The 26,189-nt window shown below is 69.0% G+C and carries 24 protein-coding genes and 1 riboswitch; of the genes, 15 read left to right on the forward strand and 9 right to left on the reverse strand.

All coding sequences use genetic code 11. The features are described 5' to 3' along the window. Position 1: 1 nt before the first annotated feature. Genes sufC through BKA16_RS15905 form a run of 4 tightly spaced genes read right to left on the reverse strand, consistent with a single transcriptional unit; the run spans position 2 to position 4,217 of the window. Positions 2 to 772, reverse strand: a complete 771-nt coding sequence (gene sufC / locus BKA16_RS15890; RefSeq protein WP_183371602.1) for a Fe-S cluster assembly ATPase SufC — start codon at positions 770 to 772, stop codon at positions 2 to 4. 33 nt (positions 773 to 805) lie between these two features. Then, on the reverse strand, positions 806 to 2,011 hold the full coding sequence (gene sufD, locus BKA16_RS15895; protein WP_183371603.1) for a Fe-S cluster assembly protein SufD: 1,206 nt from the start codon (positions 2,009 to 2,011) through the stop codon (positions 806 to 808). Beyond that, positions 2,011 to 3,447, reverse strand: a complete 1,437-nt coding sequence (gene sufB / locus BKA16_RS15900; RefSeq protein ID WP_183371604.1) for a Fe-S cluster assembly protein SufB — start codon at positions 3,445 to 3,447, stop codon at positions 2,011 to 2,013. Before sufB ends, sufD begins: the two co-directional genes overlap by 1 nt. Then, positions 3,444 to 4,217 carry a helix-turn-helix transcriptional regulator gene (locus tag BKA16_RS15905; RefSeq protein WP_246371791.1) on the reverse strand — a complete coding sequence of 258 codons (774 nt, stop codon included), beginning with the start codon at positions 4,215 to 4,217 and terminating at the stop codon, positions 3,444 to 3,446. Before BKA16_RS15905 ends, sufB begins: the two co-directional genes overlap by 4 nt. Positions 4,218 to 4,365: 148 nt before the next feature. On the opposite strand from BKA16_RS15905, the gene mptB reads away from it, so the two are divergent. The 4 genes from mptB to BKA16_RS15925 are packed head-to-tail and all read left to right on the forward strand — an operon-like array spanning position 4,366 to position 8,947. Next, positions 4,366 to 6,120 carry a polyprenol phosphomannose-dependent alpha 1,6 mannosyltransferase MptB gene (gene mptB / locus BKA16_RS15910; protein WP_183373114.1) on the forward strand — a complete coding sequence of 585 codons (1,755 nt, stop codon included), beginning with the start codon at positions 4,366 to 4,368 and terminating at the stop codon, positions 6,118 to 6,120. Between the two features lie 60 nt (positions 6,121 to 6,180). Then, on the forward strand, positions 6,181 to 7,185 hold the full coding sequence (locus tag BKA16_RS15915) for an ABC transporter ATP-binding protein (protein ID WP_183371605.1): 1,005 nt from the start codon (positions 6,181 to 6,183) through the stop codon (positions 7,183 to 7,185). After that, positions 7,182 to 7,991 (forward strand): ABC transporter permease, encoded by an 810-nt coding sequence (locus BKA16_RS15920; RefSeq protein ID WP_183371606.1) that lies wholly within the window; start codon positions 7,182 to 7,184, stop codon positions 7,989 to 7,991. Before BKA16_RS15915 ends, BKA16_RS15920 begins: the two co-directional genes overlap by 4 nt. Beyond that, entirely contained in the window at positions 7,988 to 8,947 is a 960-nt protein-coding gene (locus tag BKA16_RS15925) for a COX15/CtaA family protein (RefSeq protein WP_183371607.1), read from the forward strand. Before BKA16_RS15920 ends, BKA16_RS15925 begins: the two co-directional genes overlap by 4 nt. On the opposite strand, the gene BKA16_RS15930 is transcribed toward BKA16_RS15925, so the two are convergent. Further along, positions 8,940 to 9,965: a hypothetical protein gene (locus BKA16_RS15930; RefSeq protein WP_246371792.1), complete on the reverse strand. Its 1,026-nt coding sequence runs from the start codon at positions 9,963 to 9,965 to the stop codon at positions 8,940 to 8,942. The genes BKA16_RS15925 and BKA16_RS15930 overlap by 8 nt on opposite strands. 72 nt (positions 9,966 to 10,037) lie before the next feature. Here BKA16_RS15930 and BKA16_RS15935 point away from each other — a divergent pair, with 72 nt between their 5' ends. Beyond that, entirely contained in the window at positions 10,038 to 10,619 is a 582-nt protein-coding gene (locus BKA16_RS15935) for a TetR/AcrR family transcriptional regulator (protein WP_183371608.1), read from the forward strand. 15 nt (positions 10,620 to 10,634) lie between these two features. Here the strand turns inward: BKA16_RS15935 and BKA16_RS15940 are convergent, their stop codons facing one another. Further along, the gene (locus BKA16_RS15940; RefSeq protein WP_183371609.1) at positions 10,635 to 11,006 is read right to left on the reverse strand and encodes a hypothetical protein; all 372 of its coding nucleotides are present in this window, start codon (positions 11,004 to 11,006) and stop codon (positions 10,635 to 10,637) included. Positions 11,007 to 11,028: 22 nt separating this feature from the next. Between BKA16_RS15940 and BKA16_RS15945 the strand changes: the two genes are divergently transcribed. After that, a complete protein-coding gene (locus BKA16_RS15945) occupies positions 11,029 to 11,994 on the forward strand; it encodes a zinc-binding dehydrogenase (RefSeq protein ID WP_183371610.1) in 966 nt (321 codons plus the stop codon). Beyond that, positions 11,991 to 12,797: a hypothetical protein gene (locus BKA16_RS15950; RefSeq protein WP_183371611.1), complete on the forward strand. Its 807-nt coding sequence runs from the start codon at positions 11,991 to 11,993 to the stop codon at positions 12,795 to 12,797. Before BKA16_RS15945 ends, BKA16_RS15950 begins: the two co-directional genes overlap by 4 nt. A 90-nt stretch (positions 12,798 to 12,887) precedes the next feature. On the opposite strand, the gene BKA16_RS15955 is transcribed toward BKA16_RS15950, so the two are convergent. The 3 genes from BKA16_RS15955 to BKA16_RS15965 are packed head-to-tail and all read right to left on the reverse strand — an operon-like array spanning position 12,888 to position 16,378. Continuing rightward, positions 12,888 to 14,141 (reverse strand): hypothetical protein, encoded by a 1,254-nt coding sequence (locus BKA16_RS15955; RefSeq protein ID WP_183371612.1) that lies wholly within the window; start codon positions 14,139 to 14,141, stop codon positions 12,888 to 12,890. 34 nt (positions 14,142 to 14,175) lie between these two features. Then, entirely contained in the window at positions 14,176 to 15,378 is a 1,203-nt protein-coding gene (locus BKA16_RS15960) for a hypothetical protein (protein WP_183371613.1), read from the reverse strand. A gap of 31 nt (positions 15,379 to 15,409) precedes the next feature. Continuing rightward, complete coding sequence (locus BKA16_RS15965; RefSeq protein WP_343067461.1) at positions 15,410 to 16,378, reverse strand: heme o synthase; 969 nt, start codon at positions 16,376 to 16,378, stop codon at positions 15,410 to 15,412. A gap of 238 nt (positions 16,379 to 16,616) precedes the next feature. Between BKA16_RS15965 and tkt the strand changes: the two genes are divergently transcribed. The 8 genes from tkt (at position 16,617) to BKA16_RS16005 (ending at position 26,180) form a co-directional block, all read left to right on the forward strand. Further along, positions 16,617 to 18,692, forward strand: coding sequence for a transketolase (gene tkt, locus BKA16_RS15970; RefSeq protein WP_183371614.1), 2,076 nt, complete (start codon positions 16,617 to 16,619; stop codon positions 18,690 to 18,692). Between the two features lie 34 nt (positions 18,693 to 18,726). Beyond that, positions 18,727 to 19,845 (forward strand): transaldolase, encoded by a 1,119-nt coding sequence (gene tal / locus BKA16_RS15975; RefSeq protein ID WP_183371615.1) that lies wholly within the window; start codon positions 18,727 to 18,729, stop codon positions 19,843 to 19,845. 38 nt (positions 19,846 to 19,883) lie between these two features. Then, positions 19,884 to 21,425 (forward strand): glucose-6-phosphate dehydrogenase, encoded by a 1,542-nt coding sequence (zwf, locus tag BKA16_RS15980; protein ID WP_183371616.1) that lies wholly within the window; start codon positions 19,884 to 19,886, stop codon positions 21,423 to 21,425. A 25-nt stretch (positions 21,426 to 21,450) separates the two neighbouring features. Then, positions 21,451 to 22,368 (forward strand): glucose-6-phosphate dehydrogenase assembly protein OpcA, encoded by a 918-nt coding sequence (locus tag BKA16_RS15985; protein ID WP_183371617.1) that lies wholly within the window; start codon positions 21,451 to 21,453, stop codon positions 22,366 to 22,368. Further along, positions 22,365 to 23,084: a 6-phosphogluconolactonase gene (gene pgl / locus BKA16_RS15990; RefSeq protein WP_183371618.1), complete on the forward strand. Its 720-nt coding sequence runs from the start codon at positions 22,365 to 22,367 to the stop codon at positions 23,082 to 23,084. The genes BKA16_RS15985 and pgl overlap by 4 nt, the downstream gene beginning before the upstream one ends. A gap of 245 nt (positions 23,085 to 23,329) precedes the next feature. Continuing rightward, a riboswitch (SAM riboswitch) is annotated at positions 23,330 to 23,441 on the forward strand. 17 nt (positions 23,442 to 23,458) lie between these two features. Beyond that, positions 23,459 to 24,436, forward strand: coding sequence for an amino acid ABC transporter permease (locus tag BKA16_RS15995; protein ID WP_343067462.1), 978 nt, complete (start codon positions 23,459 to 23,461; stop codon positions 24,434 to 24,436). Continuing rightward, positions 24,433 to 25,194, forward strand: a complete 762-nt coding sequence (locus tag BKA16_RS16000; RefSeq protein ID WP_183371619.1) for an amino acid ABC transporter ATP-binding protein — start codon at positions 24,433 to 24,435, stop codon at positions 25,192 to 25,194. The genes BKA16_RS15995 and BKA16_RS16000 overlap by 4 nt, the downstream gene beginning before the upstream one ends. A gap of 50 nt (positions 25,195 to 25,244) precedes the next feature. Then, positions 25,245 to 26,180 (forward strand): transporter substrate-binding domain-containing protein, encoded by a 936-nt coding sequence (locus BKA16_RS16005; RefSeq protein WP_183371620.1) that lies wholly within the window; start codon positions 25,245 to 25,247, stop codon positions 26,178 to 26,180. Positions 26,181 to 26,189: the final 9 nt, after the last annotated feature.

A 26,189-nucleotide genomic window follows, 5' to 3' on the forward strand; every position in this document is an offset into this window, starting at 1 on the left:
ACTACTTCGCGACGGCGGCGGTGAAGCGCTCGTACCCGTCGCGCTCGAGCTCGTCGGCCAGTTCGGGACCGCCGGACTCGACGACGCGACCACTGACGAACACGTGCACGAAGTCGGGCTTGATGTAGTTGAGGATCCGCGTGTAGTGCGTGATCAGCAGGATTCCGCCGTTCTCGCGCTCGGCGTAGCGGTTGACGCCCGCGGAGACGATGCGCAGCGCGTCGACGTCCAGACCGGAGTCGGTCTCGTCGAGGACGGCGATCTTCGGCTTGAGCAGGCCGAGCTGGAGCACCTCGTGGCGCTTCTTCTCGCCGCCCGAGAAGCCTTCGTTGACGCTGCGGTCGCCGAACGCCGGATCGATGTCCAGCTCGTTCATCGCCTCGCGGGCCTCCTTGACCCAGTGGCGCAGCTTGGGCGCCTCACCGCGGACCGCGGTGGCCGCCGAGCGCAGGAAGTTCGACATCGAGACGCCGGGGACCTCGACCGGGTACTGCATGGCGAGGAAGATGCCCGCGCGAGCGCGTTCGTCGACGCTCATCGCCAGCACGTCTTCACCGTCGAGGGTCACGGTGCCCGAGGTGACCGTGTACTTGGGGTGACCGGCGATCGCGTACGAGAGCGTCGACTTGCCCGACCCGTTGGGGCCCATGATGGCGTGCTTCTCGCCCGAGGAGATCGTCAGGTCGACGCCCTTGAGGATGTGGATGGGCTCGGCGTCGGGGTCGCTCGGGGTGACGTCGACGTGGAGGTCGCGGATTTCGAGGGTAGTCATCGGAAGTGTTGTTCCTTCGTATCGGTGAGAGTGTCAGGCGCCCGCGGTCTCGAGTTCGGCCTCGATGGCCGCCTCGAGTCGTTCACGGAGCTCGGGCACGGAGATCTTGGCCAGGACCTCGCCGAAGAAGCCGCGGATCACCAGGCGGCGGGCGACGTCCTCGGGGATGCCGCGCGAGCACAGGTAGAACAGCTGCTCGTCGTCGAAGCGACCGGTGGCGCTGGCGTGGCCCGCTCCGACGATCTCGCCGGTCTCGATCTCCAGGTTCGGCACCGAGTCGGCGCGCGCGTTGTCGGTGAGCACCAGGTTGCGGTTGAGCTCGTAGGTGTCGGTGCCCTCGGCCTCCGGACGGATCAGCACGTCGCCGATCCACACCGTGTGCGCCTCGCCGCGCTTGTCACCGGAGGTGTCGCCCTGCAGGGCGCCCTTGTAGGTGACGTGCGAACGGCAGTGCGGCGCCGAGTGGTCGACGAGCAGACGCTGCTCCAGGTGCTGACCCGCGTCGGCGAAGTACAGACCCCACATCTCGGCGTCTCCGCCGGGCCCCCGGTACTGCACGTGCGGGGACAGGCGGACCAGGTCGCCGCCGAGGCTCACCGCGAAGTGGCGGATCGCCGCATCGCGTCCCACGGACACGTGGTGCGCGGTGACGTGGACGGCGTCGTCGGCCCAGTCGTGGACGTTGACGACGGTCAGGTGCGAGCGGTCGCCGACGACGAACTCCACGTTCTCGCCGATCGTGCCGCTGCCGCGCTGGTCGAGGACCACGACGGCCTTGCTGAACGGCTCAGTGCGGATCTGCAGGTGCGTGTAGGCGACCTCGCCCTCGCCGGGACCGTCGAGGGTCACGGTGATCGGGTCGGCGATCTGCGCGTCGCGGGCGACGGTCAGGATCCGGGCCTTGTCGAACGACGAGAAGGCCTGGGCCGCGATGCGGTCGAACGGCACACCGCCCTGTCCCAGTCGTTCGTCGCCGCGCTCGACCAGTTCGACGCTCACACCGTCGGTGACACCGTCGAACTCGTAGTCGACGACCGCAGTGGACGGAGCGGTCCCGTTGTGCAGGCCGCGAAGACGACGGAACGGGGTGAACCGCCACGCCTCCTCGCGCGAGCCGGGCACCTCGAACGCCTCGACGTCGAACGCACTGAACAGCTCGCCCTTGTTGACTGTCACGCCGGACCCGCTCGCGGGGCTCCCCGCGTCGACGACGTCCTTGGCAGCGGTGGTGTCCGCCATCAGCCGACCGATCCTTCCATCTGCAGTTCGATGAGCCGGTTGAGTTCGAGCGCGTACTCCATCGGCAGCTCCTTGGCGATCGGCTCGACGAAGCCGCGCACCACCATGGCCATGGCCTCCTCTTCGGTGAGGCCGCGGCTCATCAGGTAGAACAACTGGTCGTCGCTGACCTTGGAGACCGTCGCCTCGTGGCCCATCGTGACGTCGTCCTCGCGGATGTCGACGTACGGATAGGTGTCGCTGCGGCTGATCTGGTCGACGAGCAGCGCATCGCACTGCACCGTCGAACGGCTGCCGTGCGCGCCCGGGTTGACCTTGATCAGACCGCGATACGACGAGCGGCCGCCGCCGCGCGCCACCGACTTGGAGACGATGTTGCTCGAGGTGTGCGGCGCCAGGTGCACCATCTTGGAGCCGGTGTCCTGGTGCTGGCCCTCGCCCGCGAACGCGACCGAGAGGACCTCGCCCTTGGCGTGCTCTCCGGTGAGCCACACGGCCGGGTACTTCATGGTGACCTTGGAGCCGATGTTGCCGTCGACCCACTCCATGGTGGCGCCCGCTTCGGCCTTGGCACGCTTGGTGACCAGGTTGTAGACGTTGTTCGACCAGTTCTGAATGGTCGTGTAGCGGCAGCGGCCGCCCTTCTTCACGATGATCTCGACCACCGCGGAGTGCAGCGAGTCGGACTTGTAGATCGGTGCGGTGCAGCCCTCGACGTAGTGGACGTACGCGTCCTCGTCGACGATGATCAGGGTCCGCTCGAACTGCCCCATGTTCTCGGTGTTGATGCGGAAGTACGCCTGCAGCGGGATGTCGACGTGCACGCCCGGCGGGACGTAGATGAACGAACCGCCCGACCAGACGGCCGAGTTCAGCGACGAGAACTTGTTGTCGCCCGCGGGGATGACGCTGCCGAAGTACTCCTCGAAGATCTCCGGGTGCTCGCGCAGACCGCTGTCGGTGTCGAGGAAGATGACGCCCTTCTCCTCCAGGTCCTCACGGATCTGGTGGTAGACGACCTCCGACTCGTACTGCGCGGCGACACCGGCGACGAGACGCTGCTTCTCCGCCTCGGGGATGCCGAGCTTGTCGTAGGTGTTCTTGATGTCCTCGGGAAGCTCTTCCCAGCTCTCGGCCTGCTTCTCGGTGGAGCGCACGAAGTACTTGATGTTGTCGAAGTCGATGCCCGACAGGTCGCCGCCCCAACTCGGCATCGGCTGCCGATCGAAGATGCGCAGTGCCTTGAGCCGCTGTTCGAGCATCCACTCGGGCTCGTTCTTCTTGGCCGAGATGTCGCGGACGACATCCTCGGACAGGCCGCGCTTGGCGGACGCGCCTGCATCGTCGCTGTCGGACCAGCCGTAGCCGTAGCGGTCGAAGGAAGCGATGGTCTCTTCCTGGGACAGCTGCGGAGTGGCGGGATCGGTGACCGTCATCGGGGGACCTTTCCATCGGGGGTGTCGGCGACGGCGGGCTGCGGCGTCGCCTTCTTCTCGAGCTCGGTGCCTGATTCGTGCGACGCGGGACGCGCCGAAACGACCGGGACATGGGTGCTGCACACGCAGTCGCCGTTGGCGATCGTGGCGAGCCGTTGCACATGCGTGCCGAGGAGTTCGGTGAACACCGCGGTCTCGGCTTCGCACAGTTCGGGGAACTCGGCGGCGACGTGAGCCACCGGGCAGTGGTGCTGGCACATCTGGACGCCCGCACCGACTTCGCGGATGTCGGCCGAGTAGCCGGCACCGGTGAGCGCGTTCGCGATCTGCTCCACGGTCGCGATGACCGATCCGGACTGCGCGACCGGTTCCACGTCGGCGACGAGTCCGGAGACGCGCTCACGAGCGAACTTCTCGACAGCGGCCTGTCCGGCGACGTCGCGCAGCGACCGGATCGCCGCACCGGCGAGATCGTCGTACGCGTGTCGGAGCTTGCCGCGGCCGGCCGGAGTCAACTGGAACCATTTGGCGGGGCGGCCGCGGCCGCCCTTGTGGAAACCGGCGGGAGCCAGTTCGACGTCGCCGCCGTCGGTGAGGTTGTCGAGGTGACGTCGGACGCCCGCCGGGCTGATGCCCAGCCGTTCGGCGATGTCGCTCGCCGTCATCGGCCCCTCGTCGACCAGCAACGACACGACGGCGGCCCGAGTCTGGCCGTCGGGGCCAGACCCTTCCGCATGCTGTTGCCACAGCAGCCGTTTCGAATCGGTCATGCTTTTCACAACACAAGTGTGACGTAATTGATTCCACGGTTCCAGCAAGGGTGACCTAAGCGGCAGTCGCCCGCGGGCCCCTCCCGCGCGGGGTGCGCCCGCGGGCTGCCGGGACCGCTAGAGTGCTCGTGTGCCCGAACTCCCGCTGATGCGCCGCGGACTCGACTACCTCGGCGTGGCTCGCCCCACCGTCGATCGTGACATCGACCGCACCGGCGAATACGGCAGTTCCCTGGCCCGGATGCACGACGACGAGCCGGAGGTCGGCCCGCTCAACGCGCTCGAGACCGCGAGGCTGCGTCGTATCCAGCTGTTCGGAACCACCGGATCGGTCCTGATCCTGATCGGCTCGCTGGGCACCGGCATGCTCCCCGTCCTGCAGAATCCGATCGTCGGCACCCGGATCCTGTCGCTGCCCTCGCGGATGTACTCGACCGCGCTGACGGTCTCCATCGGCGGGATGATGACGCTGGTCCTCGCGTGGCTCCTGCTGGCCAGGTTCACCATCGGCCGCTTCGGCGTCGAGGTGGCGGAGGGACGCAGTCCGGCGCGCCGGATGTCGCGGAGCCAGCTCTATCAGACGATGGTCATGTGGACGGTTCCGCTGATCATCGCCCCGCCGATCCTGAGCAAGGACGTCTACTCGTACCTCGCCCAGAGCGCCATCGCCTATCGCGGGATGGACCCGTACACCTACAGCCCGATGCGCGGACTCGGCGTCGACCATCCGCTGACCCTGTCGGTACCGAACCTGTGGAAGGACACGCCGGCGCCGTACGGCCCGCTGTTCCTGTGGCTCGGCGAGCACATCACGGCGATCACCGGGGACAACATCACCGTCGCCGTGCTGCTGCACCGGGTGATCGCACTCTGCGGTGTCGCGATGATCGTCTGGGCGCTCCCCCGCCTCGCGCGCCGGTGCGGCGTGTCGAGCGTGGCCGCACTCTGGCTCGGTGCCCTCAACCCGCTGGTGATCCTGCATCTGATCGGCGGCGTCCACAACGAGGCCCTCATGCTCGGCATGATGCTGGTCGGCATGGAGTGGTGCTTCCACGCGATCGACTCGGCCGACCCGCTGCGCAGTCGCGATCGGCCGCTGCCGTCCAGAACCGGCTGGATCCTGCTCGCGGGCGTCGCGATCATCGCGGCGTCGTCGATGGTCAAGGTGTCCTCGATTCTGGCTCTCGGCTTCATCGGCATCCATCTCGCTCGACGGTGGGGCGCCACGCTTCCCGCCTTGCGCAACGCGCCGATACGACGGTGGTGGGAGCGGTCGAAGACCTCGTTCGTGGCCGTGGTGAAGTCGGCCGCGCTCATGTCGGCCGTGACGATCGTGGTGATCGTCGGCGTCTGCGCCGGAACGGGCCTCGGATTCGGATGGACGGGCACCCTGACTACCGGCGGCATCGTCCGCTCGTGGATGTCGATGCCGACCCTGCTCGGCGTCGTCTCGGGCCGGATCGGACTGTGGCTCGGTCTCGGCGAACAGACGCAGGCGATCCTCGACGTCGCACGACCCATCGGCCAACTGGTCGCGGCCGTGCTCGTGGTGCGCTGGCTGCTGGCCTGCCTGTCCGGGCGGGTGCACCCGCTCGGCGCGCTGGGCATCGCCATGACGACGTTCGTCGTCTTCTTCCCCTTCGTTCAGGCCTGGTATCTGCTGTGGGCGATCATCCCGCTCGCGGCCTGGGCCACCACCCGCTGGTTCCGCGTCGGCACCGTCGTGATCTCGGCCGTCATGTCGGTGGTCGTGATGCCGACCAGTTCGGACACTCCGCCGCTCGTCGTCGCCCAAGGCCTGGCGACCGGGATCGTCATGGTCGCGGTGATGGCGATGGTCTTCTTCTCGGGCAGCCCGCTGCGGCTGCGGATCGCGCGTCGACATCGTTCCCGGACCCGGTGACGCACCGGCCGATCCTCGGCGACGCCGCGGATGTGCGCCCCGGCACATCGGTCTCACCCGATGGCCGTTCACCGGCCGTCCTCGCCTAGGCTGATCATCGTGCACGACGCCTCAACCTCCCCGAACGGTTCGGCCGACCGCGCCGCGGGCGAGACCACGCTGAGCATTCAGGGTCTGATCAAGCGGTACGGCGACGTCGTCGCGGTCGACGGCCTCGACCTGCGGATGCGACGCGGCGAGGTCGTGGCCCTCCTCGGTCCCAACGGCGCCGGTAAAACGACGACCGTCGAGATCTGTGAGGGGTTCGCCGGACCCGACGCCGGGAGCGTCCGCGTCCTCGGTCTCGATCCGGTGGCCGACAACGACGAACTCCGCAGCCGCATCGGGGTGATGCTGCAGGGCGGCGGAGCCTATCCGGGCGCCAAGGCCGCCGAGATGCTTCGGCTGTGCGCCGCGTACAGCGCCGACCCGCTCGACCCGGACTGGTTGATGGACATCCTCGGGATCACCGACATCGCCAAGACTCCTTTCCGGCGACTGTCCGGCGGACAGCAGCAGCGACTGTCGCTGGCGTGCGCACTGGTCGGCAGGCCCGAACTCGTGTTCCTGGACGAGCCGACGGCCGGACTCGACGCTCACGCCCGGATCATGGTGTGGGAGCTCATCGCACGCCTCAAGTCCGACGGCGTCTCGGTGCTGTTGACCACGCACCACCTCGACGAGGCCGAAGAGCTCGCCGACCACATCGTCATCATCGACGCCGGACGCGCGGTCGCGTCGGGCACACCGGCCGACCTCGTCCGCAACGACGCCGAGGGGCAGCTCCGGCTCACCGCCGACGACGTCGACGACGCGGCGCTGTCCGCCGCGCTCCCCGACGGCTACACGAGCAGCCGGACGCCCGCGGGCGACCATGTGGTCCGCGGCGACATCGATCCGCGCATCGTCGCCGCCGTCGCCTCGTGGTGCGCCGACAACGACGTGCTCGTCACCTCGATGACCGTCGACACGAACTCGCTGCAGGACGTGTTCCTGGAACTGACCGGACGCGAGGTACGCGCATGACCGAATCCAGCGGCGCCGCCGTGCCGAACCGCTTCCCCGCGGGCACGTTCACCCCGCGGCCGTCCCCCGCTCCGCTGGTCAGGATGCTGGCCGCGCAGACCCGGATGGAACTGACCCTGCTCCTGCGCAACGGCGAGCAGCTCCTGCTGACCCTGTTCATTCCGATCACCCTGCTCATCGGACTCAGCGTGCTGCCGATCGACACCGGCTCCGGCGACACCGCGGCCGCCCGCGCGACGACCTTCGTCCCGGCGATCCTCGCCGTCGCCATCATGTCGACCGCGTTCACCGGCCAGGCCATCGCCGTCGGCTTCGACCGCCGGTACGGGGCGTTGAAGAGACTCGGCGCGACGCCGATCCCCCGGTGGGGGGTCATCGCGGGCAAATCCGGCGCCGTCGTCATCGTGGTGATCCTGCAGTCGCTGATCATCGGCGTCATCGGCTTGGCGCTCGGCTGGCGACCGTCGATCGTCGGACTGGCGCTCGGCGCGATCGTCATCGCCCTCGGAACCGTCGCCTTCGCGACCCTCGGCCTGCTCCTCGGCGGGACCATGAAGGCCGAGGTGGTCCTGGCGCTGGGCAATCTCATCTGGTTCGTCCTCCTCGGGCTCGCCGGCCTGGTGGTCTTCGACGAGCACGTCCCCGACGCCGTGCACTGGGCGGCGCGCTGCAGTCCGTCCGGTGCTCTCACCGAAGCGCTCGTCCGGGCACTCGACTCCTCGGTGGACTTTTTCGGTATCGGCGTCCTGGCGGCCTGGGCCGTCGTCGGCGGCGCCCTCGCAGTGAGGTGGTTCCGTTTCCAATGACCGACGCAGCAACGAGACCGTCCGTGCTCGGCTCGTGGGCCGGGTTCAAGAACCCGACCCAGCGGTTCCTGTACGGCTGGGCCGTCGCCGACCTCGCCGTCAACATCCTGCTCGTCGTGACCGGCGGCGCGGTGCGTGTCACCGATTCCGGGCTCGGTTGTCCCACCTGGCCGCAGTGCACGTCCGGCTCCCTCACCCCCCACGCCGCGATGGGCGTTCACGGAGTGATCGAGTTCGGCAACAGGATGCTGACGTGGGTCCTCGTGATCGTCGCAATCGCAGCGTTCGTCGCGGCCTGGCGGCGTCGACCGGTCGACCGGCTCTCTCGCCGACTCACCCTCGGCATCGGACTCGGCGTCCCCCTGCAGGCCGTGGTGGGCGGCGTCACCGTGCTCACGAGTCTGAACCCGTGGGTCGTCTCGTTCCACTTCCTGGCGACGATGCTGATCATCTCGCTGGCCTCGTGGCTGGTGGTCCACACACGTCCGGTTCTGCGGACGGACACCCCGGCACCGGCTCCCGAGCTCATCTCGCGAATCGTCGTCGTGGCGGCGTGGGTGGTGTACGCCGTCACCTGGGTCACCGTGTATCTCGGCACCGTGGTCACCGGCTCCGGTCCGCACGCCGGTGACATCGATTCCAAACGCAACGGTCTGCAGCCCACTCAGGCCACCCAGCTGCACGTCGACGCGGTGTGGACCCTCGTCGGCATCACTGCGGGCCTGATCCTCGTCGCCGTGGTCGCGAAGCTCGCGATGCGCCGCGCAGCGGTCGTCTTCGGCGGGATCATCGTGCTCCAGGGCCTGATCGGCTACATCCAGTACGCGACGAACCTGCCCGAGTGGATGGTGGTCCTGCACATGTTCGGCAGCGCGCTCCTCATGGTCGGCGCCACGTACCTGCTGGTGTCGGCGACGCGCGCCCACCGCGCCGCGAGCGTGAGCGGCGTCATCTGATCCCGAACACTCCGACGAACATCGGGGTGTCGACCAGTGTGTGCGGGGCTATCGCGTGGTAGGCCCACACATGCGTCCACGCGTTCGCCGTCCGCACGGTGATGAACGTCTTGAACATGCCGGGACCGGTGTAGAAGAGCAGGACGTACGCCACGGACAGCACCGCGTCCGACGGCGACGTGAAATCCGTCCATCCGTCCACCACGTGCAGGAGCGCGTACGTCACCCCGCCGAGGACCACGGTGGCGGGCACCGATCCGGTGACTCGGAGGAACCGGGGCACCAGGATGCAGTAGATGAACACCATCGCGGGCAGCACCGTGCCGGCGAACGAGAGCACGAAGGTCACCGGCGCCCCGATCAGCGCCTGCCGTGCGGTCAGGTCCAGAATCGTCGAATCGGACACCGCGAGCTGCACCGCCGACTCGACGACCAGCACGGCGACGATCAGCATCAGGTCCGCGCGCCGGTCGCTCGAGCGCAGGTTCAGCTGCTCGGCGCTGTAGCGGCGACCGAACACCACCAAGGGAATCACCGCGTAGGCGACCACGTTGTACGCCGCCCAGCAGATCGCCTCCGCGGGAGTCACCGGATCGCCGGACCGGATCACCATGTTGTCCAGGTGCAGCCCGAACGCGTGCCATCCGCAGAGGGCGCCGATGATCGACCCGACGACGAGTACCGCCGCCCCGTAGGCGACGACGGCGACGATCTCCCGTCCGGCCCGTGATCGGTCCGGTGCGCGCTCGGCGATGTCGGGGACCTCGCGTCGCCGGGTGAACAGGTACACCATCACCGCGAGGGCCGCGACCTCCAGATACATCAGATCCGCTCGGACGATCGCGTCCCCCGTCGGTGGGTCGACCAACGACGACGCGTGGAACGGCAGATGTCCGCCGGCGAATCCGTACAGGACGGCGTTGACGGCGATCAGGCCGACGACGGTGCCGACGACCACTGCTCGTGCGCTGATGCGAGCCGTCGACGGGCGATGCCGAGGTCGTGTGATTCTGCTCATACTCGGCACGCTACCCCTCTTTCATACGTTCGTATAGTACGAACGTATGAAAGAAGTCGGTAGTATGCGGTCATGCCCGATCCGTCGTCACGCGCCGCGGTACTGACCGCGATCCTCGAGATCGTCGACGACCGCGGCCTCGACTCGGTCAGCTTCCGCGAGGTGGCCGCGGCGGCGGGGGTGTCGATCGGAACCGTGCAGTACTACTGCCGCTCCAAGGACGAGATGCTGCGAGCCGCCTACGAGCACATCGCCGAACGGTTGGCCGCGCGTGTCGTCGCCGTCGCCGCGCCGACCGTCCGCGAGCACATCGACCTCGTCGCCCGCGAGTTGCTCCCCCTCGATCCGGAGCGGACCGCCGAGTCCCGCGTGTATCTCGCGTTCGCCGCGCGCGCCGCGACGTCGCCCTCGCTGCGCGCGGTGCAGCATCGGATCCTCGGCTCGTTACGAGACGGGCTCGTCGACGCGTTCGCCCACGCCGTGGCGGAGGGCTCGGCTCGGCCGGACCTCGACCCACGGGTGGCCGCCGTCACGACTGCGGCGCTCGTCGACGGTCTGCTGTTGCACCGACTCACCGACCCCGACGAGGTGACACCCGCGACGGTCACCGACGCGCTCGACGCGCACCTGTCCGGACTGCTGCCGATCGAGTGAGGCGGCGCCGTCGGGTCAGTCGACGATCTTGCGGTTGCGGGCCCGCGGGAAGTGCTTCTGTCCGGCCACCCAGCCGGCCATCCGGCGCCAGTGGCTCGGGGCCACCGTCGCGACCGAGGTGAGGTCGCGATCCCATTCGGCCGTCTCCAGGCCTTCGACGGCGTCGACGACGGCTTCGGCCGTGGCCATATCGGTGACGACGCGGTCGCCGAGGATGCCGTTCTCACCGACGAGGGTCACCCGGACACCCGCCTGACCGGCCGGCTGGAGCACGGCCTTGGCCGAACCGCCCTCGGCGGCGACGAAGCGACGGATGGAGGAGACCACGTCGGACGGTGCGGTCGCGGGCGTGCGCACTGCGGCATCTTCAGTCATGCGGGTCATCATACCGGCGTGCGAGAATGGATACGTGCGCGCGATACACGTCACCCGCCACGGCGGGCCCGAAGTCCTGGCCACCGTCGAGGTCGACGACCCCGTACCCGGTCCGGACGATCTGTCGGTCCGGGTCCGAGCGGCCGGCGTCAACTTCATCGACACCTACCTCCGCGAGGGACGGTATGCGTCGTCTCCCCCGTACATCCCCGGTGCAGAGGGTGCGGGCGAGGTGATCGGCGTCGGCGCGAATGTGACCGGATTCGCGGTCGGCGACCGGGTCGCCTGGCCGGACGCACCCGGCTCGTACGCCGAGCTGGTGACGCTTCCCGCGGCCAAGGCCCTGCACATCCCCGACGGCGTGAGCGACGAGGTGGCCGGCGGCGCCGTCCTGCGCGGGCTGACCGTGCACTACCTCCTCGACGGCAGCGCGCACCCGACGGCCGGCGACACGATCCTCGTCCACGCCGGGGCGGGCGGAATCGGCTCGATCCTCACCCAATGGGCGACGGCACGCGACATCACCGTGATCGCCACCGTGTCCTCCGATGAGAAGGAGTCCCTCGCGCGCGCGGCGGGCGCCGCTCACGTCCTGCGCTACGACGAGGACATCGCGGGCCGAGTCCGTGAGATCACCGGCGGCGCGGGCGTCGCCGTGGCCTACGACGGTGTCGGTGCCGCGACGTTCGACGCGTCGATCGCCGCCACCGCGGTCCGAGGCACCGTCGTCCTGTTCGGCGCGGCGAGCGGCCCGGTGCCGCCGTTCGACCTCCAGCGACTCAACGCGGCGGGATCGCTGTCGGTGACGCGGCCGACGCTCGCGCACTTCATCGCCGATCCGGACGAGTTCGCCCGGCGCGCCGCCGACTACTTCGGGGCCATCGCCGACGGCACCCTCCGCGTGACTGTCGGCCAGACGTTCCCGCTCGCCCGGGCCGCCGACGCGCACCGTGCACTCGAGGCGCGGGCGACCACCGGTGCGACGGCGTTGATCCCGTGAGCCGCGAGCTCCAGATCCGCGCGGGTGCCGGAGTCGCCGCCTCTGCAGGCGTCCTCGCCCTCGCCGTCGCACGCCCGATGCCGGCCGCGCCACTGCTCGTCTGCTTCGCTCTGCTGCTCGGCATCGTCTTACTCGCCGCGGTGTGGCCGCGGACCGAGGACATCGCCGTCGAAGCCGCCCAGATCAAACGCGACATCGATGCGAAGAGCACCGCGAGCGCCAACGCCTTCGACACCGGCGCGACCGGCGCTGGCGCGCACCGAGCTCCGCCTCGTACGCCGCCGACCGCATCGACCGGTCCGTCGCCGGAGACTCGGCGCCAGCAGTGGGTCCGTGCCACCGAGCATCACGACGCCGTGCTGGGCGCATACGGCTCGTACGAGCTCGATCCGGCGATGCTGCTGAGGTATCCGGCGATGTGGGATCTCAGCGCGCAGCCGGTCATGGACTTCCACGACGCCCTCGATCTCGCGGGCAGTCTGCGGACCGAGCAGTTCACCGACGGCCCCATCGCGTCCGACTACGTCGACGCCGTCTCGATTCTCCGCAGCGAGTGGCACAAGGTCGATCGCTTCGCCCGCAGCACCGGCACCGATCATCTGACCGACGACGACGCCCGCGACTGCCGCCGCGCGCTGAAACTCCTCGACCACGCGAACGGCACGGCGGGCGCCGAACGCGCGACCTACCTGCAGCAGGTCATGACGACCGTCGGGCGCCTCACCGACCGCGGGGTCGTCGCCGACGTTCCACGGATCCGCCTGGCGTTGGAGGCACAGGTCCGCCTGGCGCTGGAGGCGTGAGCCCCGCCCGGTGTCCCGTCCGACGCTCGTTGCCAGGCCGGCGGGCGCCCGACGACGAGCAGGAGCCGCTCGGTGAAGCGATCAGCCGTCTCAACTGGTCCCGTCGCGGACGAAGCGCCCGGCGAGAGTGTAGACGCCGCCCTCGACGTCTCTGACGGCGCCGACGTTCATCCGGATCGCAGTCACCCGATCGCCGTCGTCGTTCGAGACCGCCTCCACCTGGAAGCCGACGACCTCCTTGTCGTAGGCCGCCAGACCGCGGCGCCGGATCAGGTCGTCGCGGGCGCGTGACACCGCCCGCTGGGGCACGTCCTTCACAGTGAACGAATTCTCCTGCGGAGACGGCTCGGTGGTGCGCTCGCTGAGTTCTGGGAACTCCCCGGGCACGGCGACGATCTCCGAGAGGGGGCCGTCGTCGAACTCCATCGCGATGCCTCCACTGCTCTGGACCGCCGACGCTCCGGGGACGTCGGATCCCACCTCGATGGACTGGAAGTCGAATGTGTTCAGCTTCGTCGTCGCAGCGTCGAGTCCGGCCGCTTCCATGATCCGCGTCGCCGACGCCATCACCGTGTCGACCGACCCCGCGTCGAGAGTGTCGGGGAGTCTGCCGCGCGTATCCACCTGGATGTCGCGCATGATGTCGTCGCTGTCGAATGTCAGAAGGAGCTTCTTGTCGGAGTCGCGACGTTCGATCTGGATCGTGTCTGCCGTCTTCTCGGCCGTGTCTCCGAGCTTGCGCGCCCCGGCGACGGCGGTCTTCGCCGCCTCCGACAGCGACAGACCCGTCAGGTCGGCCCGTCGGTACACGTCGCGGCTCGTGGCTCGCGACGACGACGGGTCGCTCCACGTGTCGCCGGACCGGCTCGACGAGAGCCGATCGCCCGTCCGCCGATCGAGCACGTCGACACTGGTCGACGTCCCGAACTGCATGCTCAAGATCGACGACGACCCGTTCGCCGCGAGACGGTCGGCGTGGTCGAGCGCTTCGGCGAGCTGTGCGTCGAGATCCAGGTCGTCGATCGACGCGGCCGGGTCGTCCGAGGAGCCTCCCCCGGACTCCGACGCGAACGGCCCGGGCCCCTCAGACGCGATGACCGCGGCCACCGGCGTCCCGACTGCCAGGACGAGCGCCGGAAGCACCACGGCACCGACCAGCGCCGCTGTCCGTGAACGCCCGGTCGCCGCGCGTACGCCGACGACCGCGGCACCCAGACCGACGATCGCCGCGATCACCCGAAGCGCGACACCATCGAGTGTTCCGGCCGCGACGAACGCGGCCACGGCGACCGTCGCAGACCCGACGAGTGCGACCACCGGCGTCGGTTTGGATGACTCTGTCACCCGTTCAGTTTAGGCGGGAGCGGTCGGCGCCGCCTCACCCGACGTATCGTCCGCCGAAGGTGTACCGCCCTTCGACGTCCATGGGTCCGACGGACATCCGCATCTGTCGCGGCTCGCCGAACGGACCTCCCGCTTGGAAGCCGACGAGATCCCGATCTGCGTCCGACAACGAGTGTCTGCGGATCTGGTCCTCGCGCGCCCTGGTCAGGCCCGCTCGGGTGAGGTCGGTCAGCGTGAACGACCGGCCGCTCGAATACGTCGGACCCGTTCCAGCGATCGGGAACTCTCCCGGCCGGACCAGGATCTCATCGATCGGGCCGTCGTCGAACGCCATGATCACCCCGCCGCTGTTCATGATCTGCGACGCACCGGGGAAGTTCGCGCCGTCGCGCGTGGTACGGAAGTCGAACTCACTCATCGGAGTGGTCCGCGGATCGAGCCCGACGGCCCGCATGGCGCGGCCGGCGCCGGCCAGAACGGTGTCCATCGACGCCATGTCGAGGGTGTCGGGCAGACGACCCCGCGCGTCGACCTGGAGCTTGCGTCCGGGGTCGTCGCTGTCGAAGGACGCCAGGAGACGATGATCGGGGTCTCGCCGCTCGATCACGACGGTCCCGACGTATCCGACCCCGGAGTCGCCGATCGCCTTCGCGGCGCTCGCGATCAGCGGTTCGACCGCTCGGAACGAGAAGCTCGACAGGTCGACCGCGGCGAACGTGTCCCGGGTGCGGGCCACGTCGTGCGACGGCGAACCCCAACCGTCCTCGTCCCAGCTCGCCGACACCGCGCTCTGATCGCGCGGATCCAGCACCACCAGCTCCGACGCCCAGCCGAACCGGATCGACAGGATCGACGCGGATCCGCCCGGGGCGAGCACATCGGCGTGCTCGATCGCGGCGGCCAGCTGCTCGTCGAGAGTCTTAGGCGCAGGCGTCTGACGGACCGGAGGATCGTAGTGCCGCGTCGCGGTCGGCGGCGAGTCCGCGGCGTCGAGGATTCCGGCGACCGGGGCGCCGACGACGACGACCGCCAGCGGCACAGCGGCGACGGCGACCAGCCCCGCGGTGCGCGAGCTCCGCGCCGCGAGGCCCGCACCCGCTCCGGCCGCGGCCAGACCGAACAGCGCACCGACGACGCGCACAAGAGAGTGGTCCACGGTGCCTGCGACGACGAAGCCGATGATCGACACGACGGCCGCGCCGATGACGAGCAGTGTCGGATTCGTCCTGTGCGTCACCCGATCAGACTACGGGTTCGCGAAACGGCGATCAGAAGTAACTGGCGATGTCCGGCAGGTTGATGACCGCATCGACGGCCAGACCGCAGAACAGCAGAGCCAGGTACTCGTTGGAGACGAGGAAGATCTTGAGCGGCTTGAGTTCGACGCCCGCACGGGTCTGCGCGTACAGCTTGGCGACCCACCAGGTGAACCAGACACCCGATGCGAGCGTGACGACCAGGTAGATCCAACTGGTCACCGGAATCAGGAACAGCGACGTGATCACGGTCAGTACCGTGTACACGAGCATCTGAAACGTGACCTTCTCGTCGGAGGCGATCACCGGGAGCATCGGTACCCCGGCCGCGCGGTAGTCCTCGCGGTAACGCATCGCCAGCGCCCACGTGTGCGGCGGGGTCCAGAAGAACACGACCAGGAACAGCACGAACGGCTGCCAGCTGAGCGAATGCGTCACCGCCGCCCAGCCGACCAGCGCGGGCATACAACCCGCCGCTCCGCCCCAGATCACGTTCTGCCAGGTGCGACGCTTGAGGATCAGTGTGTACACGAAGACGTAGAAGCCGATCGTGATCAACACGAGGATCGACGGGAGGAACGACCGGTCGCCCTGGTCGTCGACGGTGCCGAAGTACAAGACCACGAACGACGCCGCCGCGAGCACGATCCCGTAGATCAGCACGTTCCGGATGGGCACGGCGCGGCGGGCGAGCGGACGCTTCTGCGTGCGCTTCATCTTCTGATCGATGTCGGCGTCGGCCACCATGTTGAGACTGTTGGCGCTCGCCGCGCCCAGCCAGCCGCCGATCACGGTGACGATGATCAGCCAGATGTCGATGTGACCGCGGTGCGCCTGCAGCATCACCGGGATCGTCGACACGAGCAGGAGCTCGATGACGCGGGGCTTGGTGAGTGCGATGTAGGCGAGGACCGTGGCCTTCACCCGCGACCAAGCGGTGGACTCAGTCACGTCGGCATCGGCGCTCTCGGCGAGTCCCACACATGCTCCTCACAATACGAACAGCCGTGTCTCGTGACGCGTCCGCGCCGACGGCTACTACAAGCGATGGTAGACCGGGCTCCGTCGGCGGGAGGAATCGGGCGGACGCCCGTGCGACGAGTGCCACACTCGTCGTTTGAGTACAGCCGCACGCGCACAGTATGGGCACGGCTAGGCTGGAAGGCGTCATTGTCCGCGGGGGCAAGTTGAGAAACGACGCACAGGAGACACCACGATCGTGCCCATCACCGATGAGATTCGCGCACTGACCCGACCCGTCCACCCGTCCGACTGGACCGAGGTGGACACCAAGTCCGTCGACACCGCCCGGATCCTCGCCGCCGACGCGGTGCAGAAGTGCGGCAGCGGACATCCCGGCACCGCGATGAGCCTCGCGCCCCTCGCCTACAGCCTGTACCAGCGCGTCATGCGCCACGATCCGACCGATCCGTCGTGGGTGGGCCGCGACCGCTTCGTGCTCTCGTGCGGGCACTCGAGTCTGACGCAGTACATCCAGCTGTACCTCGGCGGATTCGGTCTCGAACTCGGCGATCTGGAGGCACTGCGCACCTGGGGTTCGCTGACCCCGGGCCACCCGGAGTTCCGCCACACCAAGGGCGTCGAGATCACCACCGGTCCCCTCGGCCAGGGCCTGGCGTCCGCGGTCGGCATGGCGATGGCCGCGCGCCGCGAGCGCGGGTTGTTCGACCCCCAGGCCCCCGCCGGGGAGAGCCCGTTCGACCACCACATCTACGTCATCGCCTCCGACGGCGACATCGAGGAGGGGGTGACCTCCGAGGCCTCGTCGCTGGCGGGCACCCAGGAGCTCGGCAACCTGATCGTCTTCTACGACGCCAATGAGATCTCCATCGAGGACGACACCAAGATCGCCCTCACCGAGGACACCGCCAAGCGCTACGAGGCGTACGGCTGGCACGTGCAGCACGTCGACGGCGGCGAGAACGTCGCGGGGATCGAGGACGCGATCGCCGCGGCCAAGGCCGTGACCGACCGCCCGTCGATCATCGTGCTGCGCACCGTGATCGCGTTCCCGGCTCCCAGCAAGATGAACACCGGAGCCGCGCACGGCAGCGCGCTCGGCGCCGACGAGGTCGCCGCCACCAAGGAGGCCGTCGGCTTCGACCCGACCAAGAGCTTCGACGTCGCCGACGACGTGATCGCGCACACCCGCGGCCTCGCCGGTCGCGCGGCCGCCGTACGCGCCGAGTGGCAGAAGGGCTTCGACGCGTGGGCCGCGGCTAACCCGGAGAACAAGGCGCTGTTCGACCGCCTGCACGCGGGCGAGCTGCCGCAGGGTTGGACCGACGCACTCCCGACGTGGGAGGTCGGTGACAAGGCCGTCGCGACGCGTTCGGCGTCGGGCAAGGTCCTCGGCGCGCTGGCGCCGATCCTGCCCGAACTGTGGGGCGGCAGCGCCGATCTCGCGGGCTCGAACAACACGACGATGGCCGGTGAGCCGTCGTTCGGTCCCACCGCGATCGCGACGTCGACGTGGGATGCGCAGCCGTACGGCCGCACACTGCACTTCGGTGTGCGTGAGCACGCGATGGGGTCGATCCTCTCGGGAATCGTCCTGCACGGTCCCACCCGCGCGTACGGCGGCACGTTCCTGCAGTTCGCCGACTACATGCGTCCGGCCGTCCGTCTGGCCGCACTGATGGAGATCGACCCGATCTACGTGTGGACCCACGACTCGATCGGCCTCGGCGAGGACGGCCCGACCCACCAGCCGGTGGAGCACCTGGCCGCGCTCCGCGCGATCCCGAACCTCGACGTCGTCCGCCCGGCCGACGCCAACGAGACCGTGTACGCCTGGCGTCACGTGTTGGGCCGCCGGAACCATCCGGTCGGTCTGGCGCTGACCCGTCAGAACGTCCCGATCCTCGCTGGCACCTCGTACGAGGGCGTCTCCCGCGGCGGCTACGTGCTCGCCGACACCGACGGCGCCCCGGACGTCGTGCTGATCGGCACCGGCTCCGAAGTGGAGTTGGCCGTCGCCGCCCGCGAGACCCTCGCCGGTGAGGGCGTCGCCGCGCGCGTCGTGTCGATGCCGTGCCTCGAGTGGTTCGACGAGCAGGACGCCGACTACCGCGAGTCGGTTCTGCCGACCGGGGTCCCGCGCGTGTCCGTCGAAGCGGGCATCGCCATGCCGTGGCACGCCGTCGTCGCCGGCGGCGCGATCGTCTCGCTGGAGCACTACGGCGCCTCGGCCCCGTACGGCACGCTCTACGAGGAGTTCGGCATCACCGCCGACGCCGTGGCCGCCGCCGCGCGCGGACTCCTCGGACGCTGACCCAACCTCCCCACGACGTCTGGAGCACATCCCAATGACTCAGAACCCCAATCTCGTAGCGCTCTCCGAAGCCGGCGTGTCCGTCTGGCTCGACGACCTCTCACGCACCCTCATCGCATCGGGCGGTCTGCAGGAGCAGATCGACACCCGCAGCGTCGTCGGTGTCACCACCAATCCGGCGATCTTCCAGAACGCGATCTCCTCGGGCGGCGGCGCGTACGCCGACCAGATCGCCGACCTGGCCCGTTCCGGCGCCGACGTCGATCGGGCGATCACGGCGTTGACCACCGATGACGTCCGGTCCGCGTGCGATGTCCTGGCCCCGGTCTTCGAGGCCTCCGGCGGCGCCGACGGTCGCGTCTCCATCGAGGTGGACCCGCGTCTGGCGAACAAGACCGCCGAGACCGTCGAGCAGGCTGTCGAGCTGTGGAACCTCGTCGATCGGAAGAACCTGCTCATCAAGATCCCGGCCACCCCGGCCGGCGTCCCGGCGATCGCCGACGTCATCGCACAGGGCATCAGCGTCAACGTGACCCTGATCTTCTCGGTGGACCGCTACCGCGAGGTGATGGACGCCTACCTCGACGGTCTCGATCGTGCGCTGCGCAACGGCCACGACGCCGGTGCGATCGCGTCGGTCGCGTCGTTCTTCGTCTCGCGCGTGGACTCCGAGATCGACAAGCGTCTCGATGCGATCGGCACCCCGGAGGCGCTCGAGCTGCGCGGAAAGGCCGGTCTGGCCAACGCACGCCTGGCCTACGCCGCCTACCAGGAGGTCTTCGAGACCGAGACCCGGTTCCCGGATCTGCAGGCGCAGGGTGCGGTTCCGCAGCGACCGCTGTGGGCGTCGACCGGCGTCAAGAACCCGGAGTACCCCGACACGCTGTACGTCAGCGAGCTCGTCGCGCCGAACACCGTCAACACGGTGCCCGGCAAGACCCTGGAAGCGTACGCCGACCACGGCTGGGTGAACGCCGAGTCGATCATCGGTCAGGGCCCCGCCTCCCGCGAGGTCTTCGACGCGTTGACCGCTGTCGGCGTCGACCTCGGCGACGTGTTCGAGGTGCTCGAACGCGAGGGCGTCGAGAAGTTCGACCAGGCGTGGGCCGAACTGCTCACCGCCACGTCGGCACAGTTGGACGCCAACCGCTGACCCAGGTCACCTCCGCGGAGAATCGACAGGACTGAACAGTGCCACAATCGGCCGAGCCGGAATGGACCAATCCACTTCGTGATCCGCACGACCGGCGGCTCCCGCGCATCGCGGGGCCGTCGGCGTTGGTGATCTTCGGTGTGACGGGAGACCTCGCCCATCGCAAACTGATGCCGGCGATCTACGATCTGGCGAACCGGGGGCTGTTGCCGCCGAGCTTCGCGCTGGTAGGGTTCGCGCGCCGGGACTGGGATCACGACCAGTTCGCCGACGTCGTCCGCGAGGCCGTCGAGGCGGGCAGCCGCACCGGGTTCCGACCGGAGGTGTGGGATCGGCTCGCCGAGGGCATCCGCTTCGTACAGGGGACGTTCGAGGACGACGACGCGTTCGAGCGTCTGCGCGCGACCCTCGCCGACCTCGACTCCGAGCGCGGCACGGACGGCAATCACGCGTACTACCTGTCGATTCCGCCGAACGCCTTCCCCGTCGTGCTGTCCCAGCTGCGACGCACCGGTATGGCCGATCAGACCGGCGACTCGTGGCGGCGGGTCGTCATCGAGAAGCCGTTCGGCCACGACGAGTCGTCGGCCGTCGAACTGAACGAACTGGTCAACAGTGTCTTCGCCGAGGAGTCGGTGTTCCGCATCGATCACTACCTCGGCAAGGAGACGGTGCAGAACATTCTGGCGCTGCGCTTCGCCAACCAGCTCTTCGATCCGCTGTGGAGTTCGCACTACGTCGACCACGTGCAGATCACCATGGCCGAGGACATCGGTCTGGGCGGCCGCGCCGGCTACTACGACGGCATCGGGGCCGCCCGCGACGTGATCCAGAATCATCTGCTGCAGCTCCTCGCGCTCGTCGCGATGGAGGAGCCGGTGTCGTTCTCCCCGCACCATCTGCAGACCGAGAAGATCAAGGTGCTGCAGTCCACCCGCAACATCCTGCCGATCGCCGAGAACTCCGCCCGCGGCCAGTACGGGGCGGGTTGGCAGGGCTCCGAACCCGTCGTCGGACTCAAGGACGAGGACGGCTTCGCGGCCGATTCGACGACCGAGACGTTCGCCGCGATCGCCCTGGAGGTCGACACCCGCCGCTGGGCCGGAGTGCCGTTCTACCTGCGGACCGGCAAACGTCTGGGCCGACGCGTCACCGAGATCGCGTTGGTCTTCAAGCGAGCACCTCACCTGCCGTTCGACGACACGATGACCGCCGAACTCGGCCACAACGCGCTGGTGATCCGGGTGCAGCCCGACGAGGGCGTCACACTCCGCTTCGGGTCCAAGGTGCCCGGGTCGTCGATGGAGGTCCGCGACGTCAACATGGACTTCAGCTACGGCGGGGCGTTCACGGTGTCCTCGCCCGAGGCCTACGAGCGGCTCCTGCTGGACGTGCTGCTCGGCGAGCCGTCGTTGTTCCCGGTGAACGAGGAGGTCGAGCTCAGCTGGCAGATCCTCGATCCGGTCCTCGACGAGTGGGCGGCGGACGGTTCGCCGGACGAGTACGAGTCCGGCACTTGGGGCCCGCACTCGGCAGACGAGATGATGAGCCGCACCGGTCGCGTCTGGCGGCGACCGTGAGCGCGGCGCAGAACAGGAGCCGTCGATGATCGTCGACCTGCCCGACACCGACACCACCGAGATCAGCAAGAAGCTGGTCCGCATGCGCAGCAGCGGCGGGGTCACCACGCTCAGCCGCGTCCTGACTCTGATCATCGACGTCGACGCCGGTGAAGCCACCGAGGACGCCGTCGAGGCGTCGAACGCGGCCAGCCGCGAGCATCCGTGCCGTGTGATCGTCGTATCGCGCGGCAGTCGCGACGGGCAGGCCCGTCTCGACGCCCAGATCAGGGTCGGCGGCGACGCGGGCGCATCCGAGGTGGTGCTGCTGACCCTGTCGGGGCCGATCGCCGAGCATCCGCACGCCGTGGTGACCCCGTTCCTGCTCCCGGACACCCCGGTCGTCACCTGGTGGCCGGGACGGGCGCCGGAGACGCCGTCCGAGGACCGGCTGGGCCGTCTCGCGTCGCGGCGGATCACCGATGCGCGCAAGGCCTCCGATCCGCGCGGGTTCCTGGAGGCCCGCCGCACGGGCTACTCGCCCGGCGACACCGATCTGTCCTGGTCGGCCCTGACCCCGACGCGTGCTCTGCTCGTGTCGGCGCTCGACCGGCCGCCGCATCCGGCGGTGACCGGGGCCGAAGTGACCGGCCCACTCGACCGAACGGGTCTGGACATGATGGCGGGCTGGCTCGCAACAGCGTTGGGCGTGCCGGTCACCAGACGTTCCGGCGCGATCGGCGTCCGCATGCTGCGTGGTGACTCCGTGTTGTCGATGACGGTCGACGAGGCGGGCGACAGCGGCACCGTGTCGAGTACCGGACATCCGGACGGCCACGTGGCCTATGCGCGCCGCACCACCGCCGAATGTCTGGCCGAAGAACTCCGCAGCCTGGATGCGGACGAAGTGTACGAGGCGGCGCTGGCCGGTCTGCCCGCCGTCGACTATGAGGAGATGCCATGACGCCCGAGACCCTCGTCTTCGACTCGTCGGCCGATCTGATCGAGACCGCCCGCGCGCGTCTCGTCGACGCCGTGGTGCGTGCGCAGGAGGCGCGCGGTGTCGCGTCGGTCGCCCTGACCGGCGGTTCCAACGGTATCGGTCTGCTGCGGGCGCTCGCCGCCGACTCGGGCGACATCGCCTGGCAGCGCGTCGAGATCTACTGGGGCGACGACCGGTTCGTCCCCGCCACCCATCCCGAGCGGAACGCCGGTCAGGCGTTCGAGGCGCTGCTGTCGTCGGTGCCCGTCGATCCGGCCCGCGTGCACGTGATGGCGCCGTCCGACGGCGAGTTCGGCGACGACATCGAGGCCGCCGCCCGCGACTACGCGCGCCTGGTGGGCCCGGAGACCGTCTTCGACGTGCACCTGCTCGGAATGGGCGGCGAGGGGCATGTCAACTCGCTGTTCCCGCACACGCCCGCCACCGCCGAGGAGTCGGCGGCCGTCGTCGCCGTGACCGACTCGCCGAAGCCCCCGCCCGCACGTCTGACGTTGACCTTCCCGGTGATCAACCGCTCCCGCGAGGTCTGGTTCCTCGTCTCGGGTCCGGAGAAGGCCGAGGCCGTCGCCGCGGCGCACGACGGCGCCGACCGCGTCGACTGGCCGTGCGCGGGCGCGCACGGCACCGAGGCGACGGTGTGGTTCCTCGATCAGACGGCCGCGTCGCAGTTGGGCTGACTCCCCCGCTTCCGGCCCGCGCCGGTTGAACTCGCCCGCTCTCGCTGTCGTTCCCGCGCGCGGAGCGAGTCACAGTTCACGATCGCCCCGTTCGGACTCCGGTCCGGGCGGGGCGATCGGCGTCTGTCGCCGGCCTTATGCGCATGACGACGCCAACTGTCCGGTATGCGGCATCGTGCCGGGAATTGGCGTCACACTGCTCCGGAGGGTGGGCCGAACCCGGCCGCGCCCGTAACGTCGTCGGCGGTTATGAGCGTCAGCGTCAAGCCCTGGCTTGCTGGCCGGCAACCCTCCCTCGCGGCGGGGTGCTCCAGGTGAGAACCCGGCCGTGCGAGATCCGCACGGTAAGCGCGATCGTTGAAGGACGTCACCCCGTGACCGAAGTCTTTGCCCGCCCGCTCCGCGGACCGAGCGTCGTCGACCTGCCCGGCGACGCCGATCTGGTCGCCGCGCCGCTGGTGTCCGCCCGCAGACCCGCACAGTGGATCGGCACCGCTGTCGTGGTGCTCCTGCTCGCCATGGCGCTCCACGCGGTGGTGACCAACGAACGTTTCCAATGGCACGTCGTCGGCTCCTACTTCACCGACGACGCCATCCTTCGCGGGCTCGGCCTCACTCTGTGGCTGACGGCGGCGGTCCTGGTGGTCGGCTATCTGCTGGGCATCGTGCTCGCCGCGATGCGGCTGTCGACCAATCGACTCCTGTCCGGCATCGCCTTCGGCTACGTGTGGCTGTTCCGCTCGGTCCCGCCGCTGGTCCAGCTCCTGTTCTGGTACGAGCTGGCGTCGCTGTACCCACGACTGTCGATCGGCATCCCGTTCGGCCCGGAGTTCGCGACGGTCGAGACGGCGCACCTGTTCAGCGGCGTGTTCGCCGCCTTCGTCGCCCTGTCGTTGGACATCGCGGCCTTCGCCGCCGAGGTGGTGCGCGGCGGGCTGCTGTCGGTCGACCACGGCCAGACCGAGGCCGCCCAATCCCTCGGGTTGGGCCGGCTGCGGATCTTCCGCCGCATCGTGCTCCCGCAGGCCATGCCGTCGATCATCCCCGCATCGGGCAACATGCTGATCGGGCTGTTGAAGGCGACGTCGATCGTCAGTGTCATCGCCGTACAGGACCTCCTGTACTCCGCGGAACTCATCTATCAGCAGAACTACCTGATCATCCCACTGCTCCTGGTGGCGACCGTCTGGTATGTGATCCTCACGACCGTCCTGTCGATCGGGCAGCACTACGTCGAACGCCACTATGCGCGCGGCAACCGACGCGACACCGGCACGGGCTTCCGGGACACCCTCCGAGCCAACCTGCCGCTCCTCGGGTCGGCGTGGACGCAGCGCGGAGCGAGGGCATGAGCGCCCCCGCGGTCCGCATCCGGGGCCTCCGTAAGAGCTTCGGCTCCGCGACAGTCCTGCACGGAATCGACCTGGACATCGCCGAAGGCGAGGTGACCGTCGTCATCGGACCGTCCGGCTCCGGCAAGTCGACGCTCTTGCGCTGCGTCAACCACCTCGAGCGACCGGACTCCGGATTCGTCGAGGTCGACGGGGAGGTCATCGGCTATCACCCGACCGGCGGACGCCTGCGGGAGCGATCCCCGCGCGACGTCGCTCGCCAACGGTCGCGGATCGGCATGGTGTTCCAACAGTTCAACCTGTTCGGACATCGCACTGCCGCCCAGAACGTCGCCGAGGGGCCGATCTCGGCGGGGGCATCGCGCGCCGACGCCACGGCGACCGCGACGGCCCTACTCGATCGTGTCGGCCTGACGGGCAAGGACGACGCCTACCCGCGGCAGCTCTCGGGCGGGCAGCAACAGCGCGTCGCGATCGCCCGGGCACTCGCCCAGCAGCCGCGCCTGATCCTGTTCGACGAACCGACCAGCGCACTCGATCCCGAGCTCGTCGGCGAGGTCCTCGGCGTCATCAGAGACCTGGCGGCCGAACGGATGACCATGCTGATCGTCACGCACGAACTGGGCTTCGCCCGCGAGGTCGCCGACACCGTCGTCTTCGTCGACGACGGCCGGATCGTCGAATCCGGTCCCGCCGACGCCGTACTGACCTCTCCCGTACACGAACGCACCCGCGCGTTCCTCTCCGCCGTCCTCTAAAAGCCCTCTCCCGGGCGCGCAGTCGCGCTCGCATCCCCCAAGGATCATTCATGCCTGTTTCACGAATTTCGCGACGTCTCGTCGCAGCCGCCGTACTCATCACCGCCGCGGTCGCCTCACTGACCGCATGCGGGTCGAGCTCGTCGACGCCGACCGATCAGGCGGCCGTTCCGACCGCCGACGTCGTGTCGGCGATACACGCCGACCCGAGGATCCACGACCTGCTGCCCGCGGACATCCGCACCGCGGGTTCGGCCACGCTCGGCACCGTGCAGGCCGTCGGGCAGGCCGGGCTGCCCCATGCCGGTGTCGTCGACGGCAGGCAGGTCGGTCTCGACATCGACATCGCCGACGCTGTCGCACGGGTCCTCGGCATCGAATGGAAACGCGACTACGGCACGTTCGCCACGATCATCCCCGGCGTGCAGAACGGCCGGTACCAGGTCGGCGAGGCGAACTTCGGCGTCACCGAGGCGCGGACCCGAGTCCTCGACTTCGCCACGTACCTGAACGACGGCCAGGGCTTCCTCGGCGCGTCGACGGTCACCGCCGAGCACATCGCGTCGCTGACCGACGCATGCGGTTATCGGATCGCCACCTCGCCGGGTTCCACGTTCCAGACGCTCCTGGAGACCCACGCCGACGACTGCGCGAAAGCCGGAAAGAAGCCGTGGACGGTACAGTACTTCGCCGACCAGGGACCGATCGTCCTCGGCCTGCAGAACGGCAAGGTGGACCTGTACTTCGGCCCCACGCTGAGCCTGCGCTACGCCGAGAAGCACATCGCAGGCACCCGTTTCCTCGGTGAACTGACCACCACCCCGGTCGGTTTCGTCACGGCGAAGGGTTCGCCGCTCGCGCCGGCCCTGGTCGCCGCGGTGAACAAGCTCATCACGACCGGCGAGTACGGTGCGATCTTCGCCAAGTGGGGTGTACCGGCGTCGCAGGTGCACGAATCCCAGATCAATCCGTCGGCGACGTTCTGACGCGGGCGC

This window comes from Gordonia humi (genome assembly GCF_014197435.1).
Classification (GTDB): domain Bacteria; phylum Actinomycetota; class Actinomycetes; order Mycobacteriales; family Mycobacteriaceae; genus Gordonia; species Gordonia humi.

What these genes read in the sequence shown, in the direction of transcription:
- sufD (WP_183371603.1), bottom strand. Translation starts at nt 2,011, where the DNA reads ATGGCGGACACCACCGCTGCCAAGGACGTCGTCGACGCGGGGAGCCCC.
- pgl (WP_183371618.1), top strand. Translation starts at nt 22,365, where the DNA reads ATGACGCCCGAGACCCTCGTCTTCGACTCGTCGGCCGATCTGATCGAG.
- BKA16_RS15985 (WP_183371617.1), top strand. Translation starts at nt 21,451, where the DNA reads ATGATCGTCGACCTGCCCGACACCGACACCACCGAGATCAGCAAGAAG.
- sufC (WP_183371602.1), bottom strand. Translation starts at nt 772, where the DNA reads ATGACTACCCTCGAAATCCGCGACCTCCACGTCGACGTCACCCCGAGC.
- BKA16_RS16000 (WP_183371619.1), top strand. Translation starts at nt 24,433, where the DNA reads ATGAGCGCCCCCGCGGTCCGCATCCGGGGCCTCCGTAAGAGCTTCGGC.
- BKA16_RS15920 (WP_183371606.1), top strand. Translation starts at nt 7,182, where the DNA reads ATGACCGAATCCAGCGGCGCCGCCGTGCCGAACCGCTTCCCCGCGGGC.
- BKA16_RS15935 (WP_183371608.1), top strand. Translation starts at nt 10,038, where the DNA reads ATGCCCGATCCGTCGTCACGCGCCGCGGTACTGACCGCGATCCTCGAG.
- tal (WP_183371615.1), top strand. Translation starts at nt 18,727, where the DNA reads ATGACTCAGAACCCCAATCTCGTAGCGCTCTCCGAAGCCGGCGTGTCC.
- BKA16_RS16005 (WP_183371620.1), top strand. Translation starts at nt 25,245, where the DNA reads ATGCCTGTTTCACGAATTTCGCGACGTCTCGTCGCAGCCGCCGTACTC.
- BKA16_RS15940 (WP_183371609.1), bottom strand. Translation starts at nt 11,006, where the DNA reads ATGATGACCCGCATGACTGAAGATGCCGCAGTGCGCACGCCCGCGACC.
- BKA16_RS15915 (WP_183371605.1), top strand. Translation starts at nt 6,181, where the DNA reads ATGGCCGTTCACCGGCCGTCCTCGCCTAGGCTGATCATCGTGCACGAC.
- mptB (WP_183373114.1), top strand. Translation starts at nt 4,366, where the DNA reads ATGCGCCGCGGACTCGACTACCTCGGCGTGGCTCGCCCCACCGTCGAT.
- BKA16_RS15925 (WP_183371607.1), top strand. Translation starts at nt 7,988, where the DNA reads ATGACCGACGCAGCAACGAGACCGTCCGTGCTCGGCTCGTGGGCCGGG.
- sufB (WP_183371604.1), bottom strand. Translation starts at nt 3,447, where the DNA reads ATGACGGTCACCGATCCCGCCACTCCGCAGCTGTCCCAGGAAGAGACC.
- BKA16_RS15905 (WP_246371791.1), bottom strand. Translation starts at nt 4,217, where the DNA reads ATGACCGATTCGAAACGGCTGCTGTGGCAACAGCATGCGGAAGGGTCT.
- BKA16_RS15930 (WP_246371792.1), bottom strand. Translation starts at nt 9,965, where the DNA reads ATGAGCAGAATCACACGACCTCGGCATCGCCCGTCGACGGCTCGCATC.